We start from the raw sequence: 18,438 nt of genomic DNA, 5'->3' as shown, positions 1-18,438 counted from the left end.
CTCACTCGCGCCCCTGCGCGACGACGTGCGCGTCGCCGTCGGTGTAGCGGTACGGGTTCTCGATCTCCTCGTCGACGGGGATCTCGGGGTGCATCCCCTCCTGCCAGGCCTGCTCGCCGAGCTTGGACCTCACGTACTCGACGGAGGCGGCGACCTTGTCGCGGATGGGCGCGAGAGGGAGACCGAGGCGACGGCCCTCGTACTTCACCACGCGACCGTTCACGACGACCGTGTGGACGTCGGCGGTTCCCGCCTGGTACACCACGTGCGCGTAGGGGTGGAGGATCGGGGTCATCGCCGGCGACTCGTCGTTCTTGATGAGCAGGAGGTCCGCGCGCTTGCCGGGAGTGATCGATCCGATCGTGTCCTCCATACCCAGGGACTTCGCGCCGCCCATCGTCGCCATGTGGAGCACGTCCTCGGCGCGGAGGCGATTCGCGACGATCGTCTCGCCGCGCGCGTGCGCCTCGAGGTGATCGCGCGACCGGTCCGCGCTCAGCGTGGCGCGCATCGCCGAGAAGAAGTCGGCGCTCCACCACACGCTCGTGTCCATCGACAGTGACGCGGGGATGCCGTGCCGGCGGATCGCCCAGGTCGACGGGTATCCCTGTCCCGCGCTCTGCTCGGACTCGGTCGCGACCGAGACGGTGCCGCCCGTTGCGGCGATCTTCTGGTAGCTCTGCTCGTTGAGGGAGGCGGAGTGCACGTACGTGACGGAGTCGTCCATGAAGCCGGCGTCGTACATCTGGGTGATGGCCGTGTCGGTCGTCGCGCCCCACACCCCCGCGTGCGTCGTGACCCGCAGACCCAGTTCGCGCGCGGTTTCGAAGGCTCCCTTCTCCGGGAAGTCGGCTGCGCCGGGGACGTCGAAGGCGAGCTGGAGCCCGAGCATGTCATCGGGGGCGTTGAAGTTGCGCGTCACGAACTCGCGGAACTCGGGGCTGTTGGACCACTCCCACGGCGCGCCGAGATAGTTCCCGTAGGCCAGCACGAACCGGCCGGGGATCTCGCGGAACGCCTGGAGGGCGGCTTCCCCGTACTCCGGCGTGCGCAGTCCGTGCGACCAATCGAGGGTCGTGGTCACGCCGGTGTCGACCGACTCCAGCGCGCTGAGCAGGTTGCCCGCGTAGACGTCCTCCGGACGGAAGACCTCTCCCCAATTGAGGTAGTAGAACACGAAGTACTGGCTGAGGGCCCAGTCGCCGCCGTAACCGCGCAGACCGGTCTGCCACATGTGCCGGTGCGTATCGACGAAGCCCGGCGTGACGATGCCTCCCGAGGCGTCGATCTCGAGGGTCCCCTCGGGGACCTCGAGCGAGACTCCCACGGCCGCGATGTCCTTGCCGATGACGAGGACGTCGGCGCCCTCGAGGACTCCCGGGGAGTCCATCGTGATGACGGTCGCGTTGCGGAAGACGAACGGGCGGTCGTCACCGAACTGGTCGGAGTGAGGGGCTGGAACGCTCATGTGTTCTCCTCATTGAGAATGTTCACCGTTGGTTTACACTCTCACTCCAAATCGTCGCAAAATCAAGTACTTTGTGCACCAAGCGCACATGACTCGACCAAGAACCACGACACTGTAAACCAATACTCAAGGGGTCAACATGACACGACCGACGATCGCCGTCCTCGGCGCGGGCGCGAACGGCGCGTCGATCGGGGCTGATCTCCTCGCCGCCGGCCACGATGTCACTCTGATCGAGCAGTGGCCCGCGCATGTCGAGGCCATGAGGTCGGTCGGGCTTCGCATCGCGATGCCCGACCGGGAGCTCACCGTGCAGCCCCACGCGCTGCACGTGTGCGAGGTCGCCGAGCTGCGGCATCCCTTCGACGTGGTCTTCATCGTGATGAAGGCCTACGACACCCGGTGGGCGGCGGAGCTCATCGCTCCGGTGGTCTCCGGCGACGGCCTGGTGGTGGCCCTCCAGAACGGCATGACGACCGATGCCGTCGCCGCCGCCGTCGGTCCCCACAGGGCCGTCGGCACGGTCATCGAGGTGTCGTCGACGATGAACGAGCCCGGCATCGTCCACCGTCACACCGCTCCGGAGAGGTCGTGGTTCGCCGTCGACGCAGACCCGCGAGCCGACATCGTCGCCGAGCTCCTCTCGACGTCGGGCGCGGTGGCGCGGTTCGCAGACATCGACTCGGCCAAGTGGATGAAGCTGGTGAGCAACTCCTGCGTCCTCGTCACGACCGCATCCCTCGGCCTGCCCATGGCCGACGCGATCGAGGTTCCCGGCGTCCGCGAAGCCATGCTCGCCGCCGGTGACGAGGCGCTCGCCGTCGGGCGCGCCCGCGGACACCGCCCGCTGCCGATCTTCGGGCTCGGGGAGGCCGACATCGCGGAGGAGGACACGATCGTCGAGGCGATGCTCGACATCCTCTACGACCGGTTCGTCGTCGCTGGAGCCACGACGACCGTCCTGCAGGACTGGCGTAAGGGACGGCGCAGCGAGGCCGGGGATCTCAACGGGCTCGTCGCCGCAGAGGGCGAGCGCCTCGGCATCGCCACTCCCGTCAACTCCGCCGTGACCACGCTCGCGCGCCGCATCGAAAGCGGCGAGCTGCCTCCCGGTCCCGAGAACGCGGCGCTCCTGCGCCCCTGATCAGTAGCCCACGGTGAAGCGCTCGCGCGAGTGCTTCGGCTCCTCGATCTCGTCGACCACGGCCACCGCGAGGTCCGCGCCCGAGATGAAGGACTCCCTGTCCTCGTCGGTGACCAGCACGTCGCCGCCGTCACGGTAGTGCCCCGTGCGCTCGCCGGGGTTCCAGGCGCCGAATCCGCCCGCGGGGTGGACGTAGAACCAGTCGCGAGACGCGGGCCCCTGCTGCAGATCCTCGAGGATGCCGATCGCCTCGAGCGCCTCCGGCTTGTACTCCTCCGTGAACGACGGCTGATCGACGACGCGCTCGCCTCCCGGCGCGACGAGGCTGCCGCCCGCCCCGCCGATCACCCCGACGCGGACTTCCGCGGGAAGCTCGGCGACGAGCTCGGCCACATTGCTGCGCACCTGCCCCGCCATGTCGCCGCGCGCGGGGACGGCGACAACGACGACTTCGACCCCTTCCAGCTCGGCCACGAGGCTGGGGACGTCGAGCAGGGTTCCCTCGACGTAGGTCGCCCCCTCGACGCGGTCGGATGCGACGCTGCGCGCGACCGACACGACCGTGTGACCGCGGCTCACCGCCTCGGCGACGATGTTGCTGCCGGCGTAGCCGGTCCCTCCGATGACGGCGATGCGAGCCATGCTGTTCCTTTCGACGGTTGTGCCGGATGCAAGATCGTCGCCCGCCGGTTCATTCCCATGAATACGCCGGAGGACGGCGTCCCGTCACCCCCGCGCGCTGCGGAGCGTGGCGACCTGGTAGAGCGCGACGGATGCCGCGATCCCCGCGTTGAGCGATTCGGCCGCCGCCGAGATCGGGATGGAGACGACCTGGTCGCACGTCTCGGTCACGAGGCGCGACAGCCCTTTGCCCTCGGAGCCGACCACGATCACCACGGGACGATCGGCCAGCTCGAGAGCGGGGAGGGACACGTCGCCGTCGCCCGCGAGGCCCAGCACGAACACGCCCTGCTTCTTGAACTCCTTGAGCGTGGTCGTGAGGTTCGGCGCCATCGCGACGGGGATGCGGGCGGCCGCTCCCGCGCTCGTCTTCCACGCCGCGGAGGTCACGCCCGCGGAGCGCCGCTGCGGGACGATCACGCCCTGTCCGCCGAACGCCGCGGTGGAGCGGATGATCGCGCCGAGGTTGCGGGGATCGGTGACACCGTCGAGCGCCACGAGCAGCGGCAGCCGGTCGTCCGCGACGATCTCCTCCAGGAGATCCTGCGGGTGCGCGTACTCGTACGGCGGCACCTTCAGCGCCACCCCCTGGTGGACGCCGTCGAAGCCGGCCATCCGGTCGAGTTCAGGACGCGTCACCTCGAGCACGGGGATGTCGCGATGCGTCGCGATCGACAGCATCTCCTTCACGCGGTCGTCCATCTCGACGCGCTGAGCGATGTAGAACGCCGTGGCCGGGATCTTCGCGCGGAGCGCCTCGAGCACGGAGTTGCGGCCGGTGACCGTCTCGCTGTCGTCTCCGGACTTCGACTTGGGCGCGCGACCCTGGCTCCCGCCCGGCTTCGCGCCGGGGCGCCCCTTGCCACCGGCGGCGGCGTAGCGCTCGGCGGCCGCCTTGCGCTTGCCAGCCGGGTGCCACGCACGGTCCTCGGCCTTCGGGGTCGGCCCGCGGCCCTCGAGCGAACGCTTGTTCTTGCCTCCGGTGCCCTTCGTGGGGCCCTTCTTGCCCTTCGCGGCGCCGGGGCGTCCTGGCTTAGCCATCTGTTCTCCTCACGCGGGGCTGCGCCCCGTCGGCTCCGCGGCGCGGAGCGGGGGTGTCGGCGACACCCCAATGTGTTCCGTCTGCGCTGTCTTCCAGCGCGATTCCCGCCGCGGCGATCGCATCGCGGATGCGGTCGGCCGCGGCCCAGTCCTTCTCGGCGCGCGCGACCGCGCGCTGTGCGATCATCTCCTGCACCAGCGCGTCGAGGGCGGATGCCTCGGCCGAGGCGTCCGACGCGCGCCACTGCGCGTCGAGCGGGTCAAGGCCCAGGATCGAGGTCATCTTCCTCACCTGTCGCGCCCACTCCCACGCCGCATCGTCGTCGCCGGCGTCGAGAGCGGAGTTGCCCGCGCGGACGGCGTCGTGGACGACGGCCAGCGCCTGCGGCACGCCCAGATCGTCGTCCATCGCGGCGGCGAACGCGGCGGGAGGCTGGTCGGACCACGGGCTGCCCGGCTCCGGTTCGACGGCGTCGCGGTCGTGCCCTGCGGGCGGCTCGGCCCGCCATTCGAACGGGCTCGGCGTGCGCTCCACGCGCTCGAGGAAGGTGCGGATGCGACCGACGGCCGCCGCCGCCTCCTCGAAGGCGCGCTCCGAGACGTCGAGGCTGGACCGGTAGTGCGCGGCGGCCAGCGCGTAGCGGAGCACGAGCGGATCGATCTCTTCGAGGACGTCGGAGGCGAGCAGGAAATTGAACAGCGACTTCGACATCTTCTGACCGTTCACGGTCACGAGGCCGTTGTGGACCCAGTACCGCGCGAACGGGTCGCCCGCCGCCGTCGACTGCGCGAGCTCGTTCTCGTGGTGCGGGAAGCGGAGGTCCAGGCCGCCGCCGTGGATGTCGAACTCGGGGCCGAGGTAGCGGCGCGACATGGCCGAGCACTCGATGTGCCAGCCCGGCCGCCCCTCTCCCCACGGCGATTCCCACGTCGCCGAGGAGGGCTCTCCGGGCTTGGCGCCCTTCCACAGCGCGAAGTCGCGCGGATCGCGCTTGCCGCGCGGGTCGGCGTCGGCAGCAGGCTCCATGGCGTCCAGCGACTGATTCGTGAGCGAGCCGTAGCCCGCCCACGACCGCACGTCGAAGTACACGTCGCCCGCGGCATCCGTTCCCGGCGCGGCTGGGTAGGCGTGACCCGCGGCGATGAGACGCCCGATGAGCTCCTGCATCTGCGGGATCGACGCCGTCGCGCGCGGCTCGTAGGTGGGGGGCAGAATGCCGATCGCGGCGTACGCGCGCGTGAACTCGAGCTCCATGCGGTATGCCAGGGCCCACCACGGCTCGGCGTCGGTCGCGTTGGCGAGCACCTTGTCGTCGATGTCGGTGACGTTGCGCACGAACGTCACGCGCGGGAAGCGGTGCGCGAGCCAGCGGCGCAGGATGTCGAAGCTCAGGGCTCCGCGAAGGTGCCCGATGTGGGGACCCGACTGCACGGTCGGGCCGCAGACGTAGATCGTGACGTTCTCGGGATCGCCGGGCACGAAGTCACGCAGAGCCTGCGCCTTGGTGTCATAGAGCTGAACCGTCACCGCACCAGACTACCCGCGCGGTTCCGGTACAAATGGGAGTCGTGCACGTACTCGCCGTCCTCGCCGCAGCCATGCTGTTCGGCACGACCGGCACGTCCCAGGCCCTCGGCCCGGACGCCACGACCCCGCTCTCGATCGGCGTCGTGCGCATGGTGATCGGCGGCACGGGCCTCGCGATCATCGCGTTCCTCCTCGCTGCGCGGCACGCGCGGCGCCGTCCGCCGGATACCGCCGCACCCCCGCGACTCGGATGGCGCGCGCTGGCCCTCATGGTGCTCACGGGTGTGTGCATCTCGATCTATCAGCCGCTGTTCTTCCTGGGCACCTCGCTCAACGGCGTGGCCGTGGGAACCGTCGTGGCTCTGGGCTCCGCGCCGATTCTCGCGGGCCTGCTGGAGTGGGCGCTCACGCGGCGGATGCCGAGCCCCACCTGGATGGGCGCGACCGCCCTCGCGACGCTCGGTGTGGTGCTCCTCGGTTTCGGCGGGGAGGCGGGCGGTTCCGGCGGGACGGACCCGGTGGGCCTCCTCGGGTCGATCGGCGCGGGAGCGTCGTTCGCGGTCATCGCGAACGCCCAGCGACGTCTGCTGGACGCCGGCTGGGATCCGTTCACCGTCGTCGGGGCGATGGGGGCGAGCTCGGCGTTGATCTGCGCGGTTGCCGTGCCGTTCGTCGATCTCACGTGGCTCGCCGCGCCGCGCGGCGCGGCGATGGCCCTGTGGCTGGGCCTGGCCACGATCTCCGTCGCGTACGTGCTCTTCACGTGGGGCCTGAGCGGTCTCACCGCCGCGACGGCCGCGACGCTGACCCTCGGAGAGCCGCTCACGGCGAGCATTCTGGGCATCGTGGTCCTCGGCGAGCGGCTGTCGGCGCTCGCGATCATGGGCCTCGTGGTGCTCGGCGCGGGCCTCGCACTGCTGGCCTGGGGTTCTCGCTCTCCTCGCGATCCGCAGCCGTACGCGGTCGAGGCGTGACGAAACCTCCGCGCAATCCGGCCGTGGCACACTGCTGACGACATGCAGACGACCATCGACATCCGGGACGACGACCTGTCCGGCGAGGCGACCCGCCGCCTCATCGCCGCGCACCTGGCGGGGATGCACGACACGTCTCCGCCCGAGAGCGTGCACGCGCTCGATCTCGACCGGCTGAGGCATCCGTCGATCTCCTTCTGGTCGGCGTGGATCGGCGGCGAGCTCGCCGGCATCGGCGCGCTGAAGGCCCTGGATGATGAGCGCGGCGAGCTGAAGTCGATGCGCGTGGACGACCGCTTCCTGGGCACCGGCGTGGGGAGAGCGCTGCTCCGGCACATCGTGGCGGCGGCACGCGAACGCGGCATGACGAGCCTGTGGCTCGAGACCGGATCGACGGCGGAGTTCCTGCCCGCGCAGCGCCTCTACGCCAGTGAGGGCTTCGTCGAGTGCGGGCCCTTCGAGGGCTACTCCCCCGATCCGTTCTCGGTCTTCATGACCCGCGAGATCTGATCAGGCGCGCACGACGACAGCGACTGCGAACGCCGCGACGCCCTCCGTGCGGCCGGTGAAGCCGAGTCCGTCGGTCGTCGTCGCCGACACCGACACGGGCGCACCGCCGAGGGCCGCCGAGAGCGCTGCTTCGGCCTCGCCGCGTCGGCCGGCGAACCGCGGACGATTCGCCTGCACCTGCACCGAGACGTTGCCGACGCGCCACCCCGCCTCGCCGAGGAGGCCGAGCGTCCGTGCGAGGAAGGCGTCCGCGTGCGCGCCCGCGTACTGCGGCTGGTCCGTACCGAAGTGCGTGCCGATATCGCCGAGCCCCGCGGCGGCCAGCAGCGCGTCCACGATGGCGTGAGCCACCGCGTCGCCGTCCGAATGACCCGAGAGCGCCGGCTCGCCGGGCCACTCGAGCCCCGCCAGCCAGAGGGACCCGTCGCCGCCGAAGGCGTGGACGTCGGTCCCGATCCCGACCCGCGGGATCGGCGTGTCGTGCTCGAGGCGCGCGGTCGAAGGAACGAGAGGTGCCTCGGCGACGAGACCGCGGGCGCGATCGAGGTCGGCGGGAGTCGTGATCTTGAACGCGAGCGGATGCCCCGGCACGGCGACGACGCGGTGGCCCGCATCCGCCACGAGCGCAGCGTCGTCGGTGAAGTCCCGCGTCGCACGGAGATAGGCCGCGTCGAGCACGTCGCGGCGGAACCCCTGAGGCGTCTGCGCGGCGGCGAGCTCGGAGCGATCGACCACACCCACGATGTCCTCGCCGGCGACGCGCTTGATCGTGTCGACGACCGGCAGCACGGGGATGGCGCCGTCGGCGCCCGAATCGACGGCGTCCCGCACGCGCTCGAAGACCTCCGGCGGGGTGAGCGCGCGGGCCGCATCGTGGATCAGAACGACCTCGACGTCGCCCCAGAGGGCTGCCAGGCCCGCGGCGACGGACGCCTGTCGCGTCTCGCCGCCCGCGACGACGGTCACGAGGTCACGACGGTCCTGCGCCGCCTCGAGCGCTTCGCTGAGGGCATCGCCCTCGCGTCTCGAGGGAGCGACGACCACGACCTGGGCCGCAGACGCTGCGAAGACGCGCGCCAATGCGTGCCGGAGGATGGTGTGCCCGTCGATTCCGACGAACCCCTTGGGGGCTCCCGCACCGAGTCGCGTCCCGGATCCGGCCGCGACCACGATGATGCCGACGCGGGGAACGGGTGCGATGGTCACGCGACCACGCTAGCGGGTGTCGTGCACCCGCTCAGCCGTCAACTGGCCAGGACTTCGTCGAGGATGACGCTGGCCTTCTCCTCGTCGGTCTTCTCCGCGAGAGCGAGCTCCGAGATGAGGATCTGCTTCGCCTTCGCGAGCATGCGCTTCTCGCCCGCCGACAGGCCGCGGTCCTGGTCACGGCGCCACAGGTCGCGCACGACCTCGCTCACCTTGATGACATCGCCGGAAGCGAGCTTCTCGAGGTTCGCCTTGTAGCGGCGCGACCAGTTGGTGGGCTCTTCCGTGAAGGGAGCGCGGAGCACCTCGAAGACCTTGTCGAGACCGTCCTTGCCGATCACGTCACGGACGCCGACGAGGTCGACGTTCTCGGCGGGGACCTCGATGATGAGGTCGCCCTGGGTGACGTTGAGCTTCAGGTACTTCTTGGTCTCGCCCTTGATGATCCGGTCTTTGACCTCGATGATCGTTGCCGCGCCGTGGTGGGGGTAAACGACCGTCTCGCCAACCTCAAAAAGCATGGAGTTATGTCCTTTCGGCAACCTCCAGGATACCACAGGCGACATACGCTAAGGTTCGCCGCCCCGGCCCCGCGCACAGGCCTCGCTCCGCCTCATCGAACCCCTAGAATGCTGAGGAAGCCGTCATCCGTCCTGGGAGGACCCGTGAAACCCCGTCATCTCGCGTCGATCGCCGTCGCCACCGCCCTGGTCCTCGGCACGACGGGCTGCAGCATGATCTCGCCCCAGGCCACCACGATCGAGTACTCGGCGGCTGAGGGCGTCAACGTCTACGACTCCGGCCCGCTCGACGTGCGCAATGCGTTCATCGTGGCGACCGACGACGGTGCGGTCGGCAACCTCGTGGCCGCCATCGTCAACGACACCGACGAGTCGCACACGCTGCGCATCGAACTCGGCGAGGGTTCGAGCGCCCAGTCCTTCGAGCAGACCGTCCCCGCGCGCACCACGGTGAGCCTCGGCGCCGACGGCGAAGACCCGATTCTCGTCGAGGGGCTCTACACGCCGCCGGGAGCCGACATCCCCGGCTACTTCCAGTCGGGCGACGGCGACGGCACGCTCATCTCGGTGCCCGTCCTCGACGGCGAGCTGCCCTACCTCGCGCCCCTCGTCCCCACGGTGACAGAGGTCGAGAGCGAAGGCTGAGCCCACTCACCGACACGCACAGACCCTCCCGGCACGAAGCGCCGGGAGGGTCTGTACGTGCGGGCGGTCAGCCCTCGAACCGGTAGCCGAGTCCGCGCACCGTGACGAGCATCTCCGGCGTGCCGGGGGTTCGTTCGATGCGAGAGCGGATCCGCTTGATGTGCACGTCGAGCGTCTTGGTGTCGCCGAAGTAGTCGCTCCCCCACACCCGGTCGATCAGCTGGCCGCGGGTCAGCACCCGGCCGGCGTTGCGCATGAGTACCTCGAGGAGCTCGAATTCCTTCAAGGGCATGCTGATCTCCGCGCCGTCGACGGCGACCGTGTGGCGGTCGATGTCGAGCACGACCCTCCCACCCTCGAGGACCCGGTCGTCGAGGTCGGCGTCCACCTGCGAGAAGCGGCGCAGCACGGCGCGCATGCGAGCGAGCAGCTCGCGGGCGGAGTACGGCTTGGTGACGTAGTCGTCGGCGCCCAGTTCGAGCCCGACCACGATGTCCACTTCGGAGTCCTTCGCCGTCAGCATGATGATCGGCACGGTGGATGTCGTGCGGATCTGCCGGCACACCTCGGTCCCCGGCATTCCGGGCAGCATCAGGTCGAGCAGCACGATGTCGGCTCCGCGCTCGCGGAACGCGACGAGGGCTGCCGGCCCGTCCTCGGCGATCTCGACGTCGTACCCCTCGCGGCGCAGCAGGTAGGCCAGCGGGTCGGCGAGGTCGGGTTCGTCCTCGACGATCAGGACACGGGTCATGCGGGGTCTCCGTTCGTGGAAAGCGGGTGGGATGCCTCGGCCGGCGCAGTCGCCGGTGCGGTCTTCTTCTTCTTCTTGCGCGTGCGCTTGGGCGCCGCCTGCTCGACGGGCGCCAGCGTCTCGGGGAGCCGGATCGTGAACGTCGACCCGCGCCCGGGGCGCGACCACAGCCGGACCTCGCCGCCGTGCCGCTGCACGGCGTGCTTGACGATCGACAGTCCCAGCCCGCTCCCGCCGGTGCGCCGCGCACGGGCGGGATCGGCGCGGTAGAAGCGCTCGAAGACGCGGTCCTGCTCTCCCTCGGCGATGCCGATGCCCCGATCGGTCACGGCGATCTCCACGATGCCGTCGACGAGCTTCACGCCGACGCCGACGCTCGACCCCTGCGGCGAGTAAGCGATCGCGTTGGCGATGAGATTCCCCACGGCCTCGCTCAGCACCTGGGCGTCGCCGCGGACGTAGAGTCCGCGCCGTCCGCCGCGGACGACCGTGACTCCCGCCGAGTCGGCCTGGATGGCGTGGGCGTCCACCGACGAGGCGACGACCTCGTCGACCGAGACGTCCCGCTCCTCGGTGAGTTCGTCCGACGACTGGAGGCGGGAGAGGTTCATGATGCGCGACGTGAGGAGGGCGAGGCGCGATGCCTCGGCCGACAGCCGCGCCGCGAACACCCGGACCTGGGGAGGATCGTCGGCGGCCATCTCGATCGCCTCGGCGAGCAGGCTCACTGCTCCCACCGGGGTCTTCAGCTCGTGGCTCGTATTGGCCACGAAGTCGCGCCGCATCTGCTCCACGCGCTCGTGCTCGGTGACGTCGCGCAGGACCAGGAGGGTCAGCCGCGGGGAGATGCGCGTGGCCCGCACCATGACGAGCCGCGGCTCAGCGGGAGGCGCTCCGCGGCGGAGGCGGATCGTCTCGCTCGCGGGCGCGCCTCCGTCGCGGGCCGCGCGGGCGATGCGGCGGAGATCGTCGGCGGGAACCGTCCGCCCCTCGACGAAGTGGAACGGCGCGGCCGGGGGTGAGGCTGCGAGCACCGTGGAGGAGGCATCCACGACGACCGCGGCGTCGTCCATGCCGTGCAGCACCTCGCGCACCCCTTCGGGGATCGCCAGCGAGGTCTCCGCCCTGGCGCGGTCGCGCGCACGGAGGGAGCCGGCGATGAGCGCGGAGACGGAGCCCCCGATGACGACGCCGGCGAGGAGGGCGAGCAGCGCGAGCTGCGTCGTGTCCATGGTCACAGCGTAGAGGGATGCCGGATCGCCGTTTCGCCAACCGAACGCCGCGCGCCGGCCGCGCCGGGTACTATTCACCGCGGCGGCACCGTTCGTTAACCTTCGCTGGCGACAATCGCCAGGCATCGTGGCGGCCGCTGCCGCCCGAGTCACGAAAGGTGCGTCATGCGCGAAGTCTTCCATCAGTCGCTCGAGGACGTGCAGGGTCGCCTCGTCGAGATCGCCGAGCTCGTCACGGTGGCCATCGACAAGGCGACGAGAGCGTTCAGCACGAGCGACGTCTCCCTGGCCGAGGAGGTCATCGAGGACGACGCCGTGATCGACGAGAAGGCCGTCGCCCTCGACGAGCTCGCCATCGAGATCCTCGCGCGCCAGCAGCCGGTCGCCCGCGACCTGCGGATCGTGGTCAGCGCACTGCGCATGAGCGCGTCGCTCGAGCGCATGGGCGACATCGCGGAGCACATCGCGCAGCTCACCCGCATGCGGTTCCCCGAGCGCGCGATCCCGAAGGGACTCAAGTCGACCTTCACCAAGATGGGCGAGCTCGACGTCGAGGTGGCGCGCCAGCTCACCGAGCTGCTGCGCACCCAGGACCTCAGCCTCACCGAGGTGATCCGCAACGCCGACGACGTGATCGACGACCTTCACGTCTCCGTGTTCGAGAAGGTCCTCTCCGACAGCTGGCAGGGTGAGGCATCCGCCACCGTCGATGCCACCCTCGCCAGCCGGTACCACGAGCGATTCGCCGACCACGCCGTCTCGGTGGCGAAGAAGGTCGCCTACCTCTCGACGGGCGACTGGACCCCCGCGACCGACGCGCTCGACATCATCACGGCTGAGACCGTCCAGCCGTAATCCCCCGCCACACGAAACGGACCGGATGCCTCTCAGCCGAGGCATCCGGTCCGTTGTCTTGGTCTTCGCGAGGTCTCGATACGCCGCTGCGCGGCTAATCGACCTGAGTCGACCTCACTTGCTGCCCTGGGCGGCGACCGCCGCAGCGCCCGCGGCGGCGGCCTCGGGGTCGAGGTAGCGGCCGGGCTCGACCGGCGCGAGGTCCTCGTCGAGGCGGTAGACGAGCGGAATGCCGGTGGGGATGTTGAGCTCGGCGATGTCGGCGTCGCTGATGCCGTCGAGGTGCTTGACGAGCCCGCGCAGCGAGTTGCCGTGCGCCGTGACGAGCACGGTCTTGCCGGCCTTCAGGTCGGGCACGATGTCGCTGTGCCAGTAGGGCAGCATGCGGTCGATCACGATCTTGAGCGACTCGGTGTCGGGCACCTCGCCGTCGATGCCCGCGTAGCGCGGATCGCCGACCTGGCTGTACTGGTCGTCGGCGGGAAGGGGCGGCGGGGGCACGTCGAACGATCGCCGCCACAGCATGAACTGCTCGTCGCCGAACTCCTCGAGGGTCTGCGCCTTGTCCTTGCCCTGGAGGGCGCCGTAGTGGCGCTCGTTGAGGCGCCACGAGCGCTTCACGGGGATCCACAGGCGGTCGGCCGTGTCCAGGGCGATGTTCGCGGTCTGGATGGCCCGGCTGAGGACGGACGTGTGCAGCACATCGGGGAGGATGCCGGACTCGGCGAGCAGCTCGCCGCCGCGCGCGGCTTCGGCCTTGCCCTGCTCGGTGAGACGGACGTCGACCCAGCCGGTGAACTGGTTGGTCTTGTTCCACTCGCTCTGGCCGTGTCGGAGGAGGATCAGCGTGTAGGGCGCGGTCATGAGCCCCATGATATCGACGCCCCGCACGGCCGCCGGGCCGATGACGCTGGCATCATGGGGGCATGCGCCCCGTCCGCTCCCCCGCTGCGCACGCGCGGCGGGTGGGGAGGGTCACGCGGGGCACGACCGGGACCAACCGATTGCGTCGGATCGACCGCTGGCTCGCCCGCCACCCGGCTCTGCGCCGGACCGACGATCCGCTCGTGGTCGACCTCGGCTACGGTGCGAGCGGCGTGACGGCGCTCGAGCTGCAGGCGCGCCTCGCTCGCACACGGCCGGACGTCGAGGTCCTCGGGCTCGAGATCGATCCGGCGCGCGTCGAGCGGGCGCGCGAGCAGCTCGCCGCGGTGCGCGCGGGCCGGACGCCGTTCGACCCCGGCGCGCGCGTCTCGTTCGCCGTCGGAGGGTTCGAGGTGCCCGCTCCGGCGGGCCGCCGTCCGGCGATCATCCGCGCCTTCAACGTGCTGCGCCAGTACGACGAGGGCGAGGTCACCGGCGCGTGGGACGCGATGACGGCGCGGCTCGCGCCCGGAGGCCTGCTCGTCGAGGGCACCTGCGACGAGCTCGGCCGGATCGCGACGTGGGTCGCGCTCGATCCGGACGGGACCCCCCGGTCGTTCACCGTGTCTCTGCGGCTCGCCGGGCTGGAGCATCCGTCCGTCGCCGCGGAGCGGCTCCCCAAGGCACTCATCCACCGCAACGTCCCCGGCGAGCGGATCCACGCGCTGCTGACGGCGCTGGACGCCGAGTGGGAGCGGGCCGCCGCCCTCTCGCCCTTCGGGCCCGTGGAGCGATGGCGCGGCGCCCTCGATGCCCTCGTGCGTGCGGGGTGGCCGGTCGGCGCACGCTCGCGCTGGCGGCTCGGCGAGCTGACGGTGCCGTGGAGCGCGGTCGCGCCGGGCTGACGTTCAGATGCGCGGGACGACCGTTCGCGCCTCCTGCGGCGACATGCCGGTCGCCACCAGCAGGTCCACCGCGAGGGGACGCAGCGCCGTGATGAGGTTCTGATCGCCCAAAGACGCGCCGGGGAGCAGCTCGGCGGGATCGAGCCGCGATGCCACGGCCGCAAGCGCGGAGCGTGCGGCCGGCTCGAGCGAGATGTCGTCCAGCGAGTCCGAGACGAACCCGGCGCCGCGGACGATCTCGGCGAGCAGATCCGCGGCGACCGGGCGGCTCTTCCCGTCGTCGCACAGGTACACCACGCGGCGTGCGACCACACGGAGGTTGCGGGTGGCCAGTTCCGCGGCCTCCCGGATGCGGTCCTGCCGTGCGAGCTCGAACCGCTGCCGCCGGAGGAACGGCGAGATGCGGGCGATCGCGATCCCCGACTCCAGTGACGTGCGCCACTCGTCCAGGAGCGGCTGGAGCGAGCGCGCCTTCTCGAGTCCGCGCTCGGCCCGCAGCCGGTCGCCGCGGCGCAGCGCCTGCGTGAGCGTGGCGGAGGTGCGCTCGACGGCGGCGAAGAGCGCACGCCCCTCGCGGAGCGCGTCGCGCAGCGGATTGCGCGGGATCAGCGCGGTCACGAGCAGGGCCGCGATGCCGCCGATGACGCCGTCGACGAGGCGCAGGAACGGCGCCGTCGCCGGGATCACCATCACGATGAGCGACTGGATGGCGGCGGCGATGGCGAACGCCGGCTGCGGTGACAGCAGGCGCGCGACGACGAGGGTGAGCCCGAGGGCGAGAGCGAGCTGCCACCACCCGGTGCCGGTGAGCAGGAGGAGGAGCTCGGCGACGAGGATGCCCACGAGCATGCCCAGCACGGTCTCGAGCACGCGGCGGGGTCGCGCGTCGCGCACCAGCCCGAGGCTGCCGACGGTGACGGTCGCCGCGAGGAGCGGCGCGGGGTGCCCGAGGACGTAGTGTGCGAACGCGTACGCCCCGGTCGCGGCGACGACGATCTGCAGGATGGGGATGGCCGAGTCCCGGACCCGCACGAGCGCGGGACGCGGACTCAGGCGCGCGCGCCATCCCGTCGGAACGGCCGTGGTGGTGGGCGGCGAGCCGGCGCCGCCCTGATCCGCCCGGCCCGCGCTCACCGCTGCGCGGCGGCCCGGCGCGAGAGCCTGGTGAGCCGCGGCACGTTGGCCGTCGCGCCCGCTTCGGGGGGAACGACGACCTCCTGGGCCGCCGCGATCGGACCGTCGTCCGTCTCGACGAGCAGCGTCGCGCCCGTCGGGGTCGACCGGCGGACAACGGCGAGGGCGATCGGCCCTTCCTCGTAGTGCAGCGCGGCCGAGGTGACCGCGCCGACAGCATCGTCGCCGGCCCGCACGATCGCGCCACGGGCGGGCAGCACGCTCGCGCTGCCGTCCAGCTGGAGCGCGACGAGGCGACGCGGGGGGTGCCCGAGGTTGTGCACCTTGGCCACCGTCTCCTGACCCCGATAGCAGCCCTTGCTCAGGTGCACGGCCGTGCGCAGCCAGTCCAGCTCATGCGGGAGCGCGCGCTCGTCGACATCCGCCGACCAGCGCGGGCGCCACGCGGCCACCCGCAGCGCGTCGGCGGCGACGAGTCCGGCGAGCGCGAGCTCACCGCGCGCCGCGGCTTCGGCGATCCGTCGTTCCTCGTCGCGGCCGACGATCGCCTCCGCCCAGTCGCGCTCGGCGCCCGGGTGCGGGGAGGTCATCGCGTACGCGTGGCCGCCCGGGGAGACGTCGGGCCACGGGTCCGTCCAGACGAGCGGGGCTCCCGCGGGATCGGCGGGAGCGACGGCGGCAAGGGCCGCACGGGTTCCGCCGACCACCGCGTACTCGTCGCTCGCGTCGCGCGGGTCCACGCGCAGGCGGAAGCGCATCCTCCGCAGCCACGAGAGAAGTCCTTCGGCGTCGGCGCGGTCGACGATGAGCCACGTCGTCTCGCCGTCGTCGATGACGGATGCCGCGTGCTCGACGTGCCCGTGAGGGTCGAGGACGAGGAGTTCGGTGCTCACTCCCGGCTTCAGCCCGGTGAGGGCCTGGGACGTGAGCGAGTCCAGCCATGACAGGCGGTCCTCTCCCGGCACGGCCAGGACCGCGCGATCCGAGAGTACCGCGACCGCCGATCCGGCGGCGAGGGATCGCTGCTCGGCGAGAGGGCTGCCGAGGTGCTGCAGCCCCGCCTCGTCGACGACGGCACCGGGGAGGGTTGCGAACGGGCTGTCCATCACTCCGCCCGCGCGAGTCGCGCCGAGGCGTGGGCCCCGAGCTCGTGGCCGAGCGCCGCCATGTCCCACGCCCACAGAAGGTGGCCGTCGACGAGACCGTACATGCGGGATGCCGCGGCGTACGTCTTCGCTCCGGCGGGGCGCACCACGGCATCGGTGGCGATGTCGATGCGGGGTCCGCGGATCTGACCGAGGTAGAGCTCGCTCACGCCGTCGGAATGCACCAGGACGACCTCGATGTCGAACCCGTCCTCGGCGTTGCGCAGCAGCTCGACGTCGTCGACCGTCCGCGCCGGCGCGGAGGTGACGGGCGGAAGGAGTCCGGGGCCGGGGTCGGCATCCGTCGCCGGCCGCGAGAGGCGCCAGTAGCCCATCTCGGACACCAGCGGCGTTCGAGCATCGCCCTCGCCGTTCAGCCACGCGCTGGCGGAGTAGTTGAGATAGTCGCCGCCGTCGTGGCTGAAGCTCACGCGATGCGTGAACTCACCGCTGTAGGTGTGGTCGGCGTAGTCGATGACGCCGGTTCCCTCCCACACGCCGACGAGCCACGACAGCGGTGCGAGGTCGGCGGGAAGGTCGGTCGGCAGATCGAACACGTCGCGGCCGATCAGCGCTGGCCGCGGTACAGGTTCTTCAGAACGACGACCGAGGTGAAGGCGATCGCGAGCGACGCAAGACCGAGAAGACCCACGAAGAAGAGCTCGAGCGCGAAGAGGTTCATGGCCCCAGTCTAGTGACGGGCACTCACATGGGGACGATCGCCGCCAGGCCGAAGCCGAGGCTGATGACGCCCATCACGACCAGGGCACCCAGCGCGCTCGCGGCGACGCGCTCGGTGAATCCCTGCGAGCGACCACCCCACAGCTGGACGGCGAAGGCGAGGATGAGGCATCCGCCCATTCCGACCGCCAGCCACTGCGCGCGCCAGTCGTCGGCCGCGAACATCCCCACCAGCACGGCGATGACGGCGGCGGCGACCCACACGGCGATGATGCCGCCGAGGGTGCGACGGGGAGCGAGTTCTGGCACGGCCACGGCCCCATTCTCGCCCACCGCGCCCCCGCGCGCATCCTCCGGCCCCCGGGCCGCCGGTGCCCCGCGGCGAGGTGCCCCCTCGCCACGCCCTACACTGGGGGCAGCGGCGTGCCCCCGCGCGCCGGGAAGGCGACGCTTTGGCACAGCTTCTGGTTCTGAGCTCCGCTCATGGAGCAGGTCCCGTCCTGCCCTCGCTAGAACTGCTCAGCCATCGCGTGCGCCAGATCCCCGCCGAGCCCGCGCAGCTGGTCAACGCCCCCAGCGCCGACGTCATCTTCGTCGACGCCCGCGTGGACCTCGTCGGCGCCAAGTCGCTGTGCAAGATCCTCAACACCACGGGCCTCGACGCCCCGCTCCTGCTGGTCGTCACGGAGGGCGGCCTCACGGCCGTGTCCACCGACTGGGGAGTCGACGACGTGATCCTCGTCACCGCCGGTCCCGCCGAGGTCGATGCCCGCGTGCGCCTCGCGGTCGGGCGCATGAGCAAGGAGCAGGTCTCGACCCGCATCCAGACCTCCGGGATCACGATCGACGAGTCGTCGTATTCGGCGAAGGTGCACGGGAAGCCGCTGGACCTGACCTACAAGGAATTCCAGCTCCTCCACTTCTTCGCGACGCATCCGTCCCGCGTCTTCACGCGCGAGCAGCTGCTCAGCGAGGTCTGGGGCTACGACTACTTCGGCGGCACCCGGACGGTGGACGTGCACGTCCGGCGCCTGCGCGCCAAGCTCGGCGACCTCGAGCAGCTCATCGGCACCGTCCGCAACGTCGGCTACCGCTTCAACGTCTACGAGGACGATCAGATCCCGGCGCCCCGCGAGCGCACCGGGGCCTGACA

General features: G+C 71.1%; 20 protein-coding genes. 7 read left to right on the top strand and 13 right to left on the bottom strand.

The features are described from left to right. Position 1: 1 nt before the first annotated feature. Positions 2–1,468: an amidohydrolase family protein gene (locus tag ACFQ0P_RS11025; RefSeq protein ID WP_204978750.1), complete on the bottom strand. Its 1,467-nt coding sequence runs from the start codon at positions 1,466–1,468 to the stop codon at positions 2–4. Between the two features lie 139 nt (positions 1,469–1,607). Here ACFQ0P_RS11025 and ACFQ0P_RS11020 point away from each other — a divergent pair, with 139 nt between their 5' ends. Continuing rightward, positions 1,608–2,612, top strand: a complete 1,005-nt coding sequence (locus tag ACFQ0P_RS11020; protein ID WP_204978749.1) for a ketopantoate reductase family protein — start codon at positions 1,608–1,610, stop codon at positions 2,610–2,612. On the opposite strand, the gene ACFQ0P_RS11015 is transcribed toward ACFQ0P_RS11020, so the two are convergent. The 3 genes from ACFQ0P_RS11015 to cysS form a co-directional block, all read right to left on the bottom strand. Then, positions 2,613–3,254, bottom strand: coding sequence for an NAD(P)-dependent oxidoreductase (locus ACFQ0P_RS11015; RefSeq protein ID WP_204978748.1), 642 nt, complete (start codon positions 3,252–3,254; stop codon positions 2,613–2,615). A gap of 84 nt (positions 3,255–3,338) precedes the next feature. Then, positions 3,339–4,334 (bottom strand): 23S rRNA (guanosine(2251)-2'-O)-methyltransferase RlmB, encoded by a 996-nt coding sequence (rlmB, locus tag ACFQ0P_RS11010; RefSeq protein WP_204978747.1) that lies wholly within the window; start codon positions 4,332–4,334, stop codon positions 3,339–3,341. After that, positions 4,327–5,862, bottom strand: a complete 1,536-nt coding sequence (gene cysS, locus ACFQ0P_RS11005; protein ID WP_204978746.1) for a cysteine--tRNA ligase — start codon at positions 5,860–5,862, stop codon at positions 4,327–4,329. The genes rlmB and cysS overlap by 8 nt, the downstream gene beginning before the upstream one ends. A 32-nt stretch (positions 5,863–5,894) precedes the next feature. Here cysS and ACFQ0P_RS11000 point away from each other — a divergent pair, with 32 nt between their 5' ends. Together ACFQ0P_RS11000 and ACFQ0P_RS10995 are read left to right on the top strand one after the other, a co-directional pair. Beyond that, complete coding sequence (locus ACFQ0P_RS11000) at positions 5,895–6,836, top strand: DMT family transporter (RefSeq protein WP_204978745.1); 942 nt, start codon at positions 5,895–5,897, stop codon at positions 6,834–6,836. A 42-nt stretch (positions 6,837–6,878) separates the two neighbouring features. Further along, entirely contained in the window at positions 6,879–7,346 is a 468-nt protein-coding gene (locus tag ACFQ0P_RS10995) for a GNAT family N-acetyltransferase (RefSeq protein ID WP_204978744.1), read from the top strand. On the opposite strand, the gene ispD is transcribed toward ACFQ0P_RS10995, so the two are convergent. Further along, positions 7,347–8,552: a 2-C-methyl-D-erythritol 4-phosphate cytidylyltransferase gene (gene ispD, locus ACFQ0P_RS10990; RefSeq protein ID WP_204978743.1), complete on the bottom strand. Its 1,206-nt coding sequence runs from the start codon at positions 8,550–8,552 to the stop codon at positions 7,347–7,349. It abuts the gene before it with no gap. 38 nt (positions 8,553–8,590) lie between these two features. After that, positions 8,591–9,073 (bottom strand): CarD family transcriptional regulator, encoded by a 483-nt coding sequence (locus ACFQ0P_RS10985; RefSeq protein ID WP_204978742.1) that lies wholly within the window; start codon positions 9,071–9,073, stop codon positions 8,591–8,593. A 144-nt stretch (positions 9,074–9,217) separates the two neighbouring features. Between ACFQ0P_RS10985 and ACFQ0P_RS10980 the strand changes: the two genes are divergently transcribed. Next, positions 9,218–9,718 carry a DNA modification methylase gene (locus tag ACFQ0P_RS10980; protein ID WP_204978741.1) on the top strand — a complete coding sequence of 167 codons (501 nt, stop codon included), beginning with the start codon at positions 9,218–9,220 and terminating at the stop codon, positions 9,716–9,718. A gap of 67 nt (positions 9,719–9,785) precedes the next feature. Here the strand turns inward: ACFQ0P_RS10980 and ACFQ0P_RS10975 are convergent, their stop codons facing one another. Both ACFQ0P_RS10975 and ACFQ0P_RS10970 read right to left on the bottom strand, forming a co-directional pair. Then, entirely contained in the window at positions 9,786–10,469 is a 684-nt protein-coding gene (locus ACFQ0P_RS10975; protein ID WP_204978740.1) for a response regulator, read from the bottom strand. Beyond that, complete coding sequence (locus ACFQ0P_RS10970) at positions 10,466–11,701, bottom strand: sensor histidine kinase (RefSeq protein ID WP_204978739.1); 1,236 nt, start codon at positions 11,699–11,701, stop codon at positions 10,466–10,468. The genes ACFQ0P_RS10975 and ACFQ0P_RS10970 overlap by 4 nt, the downstream gene beginning before the upstream one ends. 165 nt (positions 11,702–11,866) lie before the next feature. Here ACFQ0P_RS10970 and phoU point away from each other — a divergent pair, with 165 nt between their 5' ends. Further along, positions 11,867–12,556, top strand: a complete 690-nt coding sequence (gene phoU, locus ACFQ0P_RS10965) for a phosphate signaling complex protein PhoU (protein ID WP_204978738.1) — start codon at positions 11,867–11,869, stop codon at positions 12,554–12,556. A gap of 114 nt (positions 12,557–12,670) precedes the next feature. On the opposite strand, the gene ACFQ0P_RS10960 is transcribed toward phoU, so the two are convergent. Beyond that, the gene (locus ACFQ0P_RS10960; RefSeq protein WP_204978737.1) at positions 12,671–13,420 is read right to left on the bottom strand and encodes a phosphoglyceromutase; all 750 of its coding nucleotides are present in this window, start codon (positions 13,418–13,420) and stop codon (positions 12,671–12,673) included. Positions 13,421–13,482: 62 nt separating this feature from the next. On the opposite strand from ACFQ0P_RS10960, the gene ACFQ0P_RS10955 reads away from it, so the two are divergent. Continuing rightward, positions 13,483–14,325, top strand: coding sequence for a class I SAM-dependent methyltransferase (locus ACFQ0P_RS10955; protein ID WP_204978736.1), 843 nt, complete (start codon positions 13,483–13,485; stop codon positions 14,323–14,325). Between the two features lie 3 nt (positions 14,326–14,328). Here the strand turns inward: ACFQ0P_RS10955 and ACFQ0P_RS10950 are convergent, their stop codons facing one another. The 4 genes from ACFQ0P_RS10950 to ACFQ0P_RS10935 all read right to left on the bottom strand — a co-directional run bounded on the left by ACFQ0P_RS10950 (position 14,329) and on the right by ACFQ0P_RS10935 (position 17,600). Continuing rightward, the gene (locus ACFQ0P_RS10950; protein ID WP_204978735.1) at positions 14,329–15,459 is read right to left on the bottom strand and encodes an FUSC family protein; all 1,131 of its coding nucleotides are present in this window, start codon (positions 15,457–15,459) and stop codon (positions 14,329–14,331) included. Next, positions 15,456–16,565, bottom strand: a complete 1,110-nt coding sequence (gene ygfZ, locus ACFQ0P_RS10945) for a CAF17-like 4Fe-4S cluster assembly/insertion protein YgfZ (protein ID WP_204978734.1) — start codon at positions 16,563–16,565, stop codon at positions 15,456–15,458. Before ygfZ ends, ACFQ0P_RS10950 begins: the two co-directional genes overlap by 4 nt. After that, complete coding sequence (locus tag ACFQ0P_RS10940) at positions 16,565–17,161, bottom strand: nitrobindin family protein (RefSeq protein ID WP_204978733.1); 597 nt, start codon at positions 17,159–17,161, stop codon at positions 16,565–16,567. The genes ygfZ and ACFQ0P_RS10940 overlap by 1 nt, the downstream gene beginning before the upstream one ends. 148 nt (positions 17,162–17,309) lie before the next feature. Further along, positions 17,310–17,600, bottom strand: a complete 291-nt coding sequence (locus ACFQ0P_RS10935) for a hypothetical protein (protein WP_204978732.1) — start codon at positions 17,598–17,600, stop codon at positions 17,310–17,312. 137 nt (positions 17,601–17,737) lie between these two features. On the opposite strand from ACFQ0P_RS10935, the gene ACFQ0P_RS10930 reads away from it, so the two are divergent. Further along, entirely contained in the window at positions 17,738–18,436 is a 699-nt protein-coding gene (locus ACFQ0P_RS10930) for a winged helix-turn-helix domain-containing protein (protein ID WP_204978731.1), read from the top strand. Positions 18,437–18,438: the final 2 nt, after the last annotated feature.

The sequence above is a fragment of the Microbacterium insulae genome, assembly GCF_042677065.1.
Lineage (GTDB): Bacteria > Actinomycetota > Actinomycetes > Actinomycetales > Microbacteriaceae > Microbacterium > Microbacterium insulae.
This window is presented reverse-complemented; position numbering and strand designations above follow the sequence as displayed.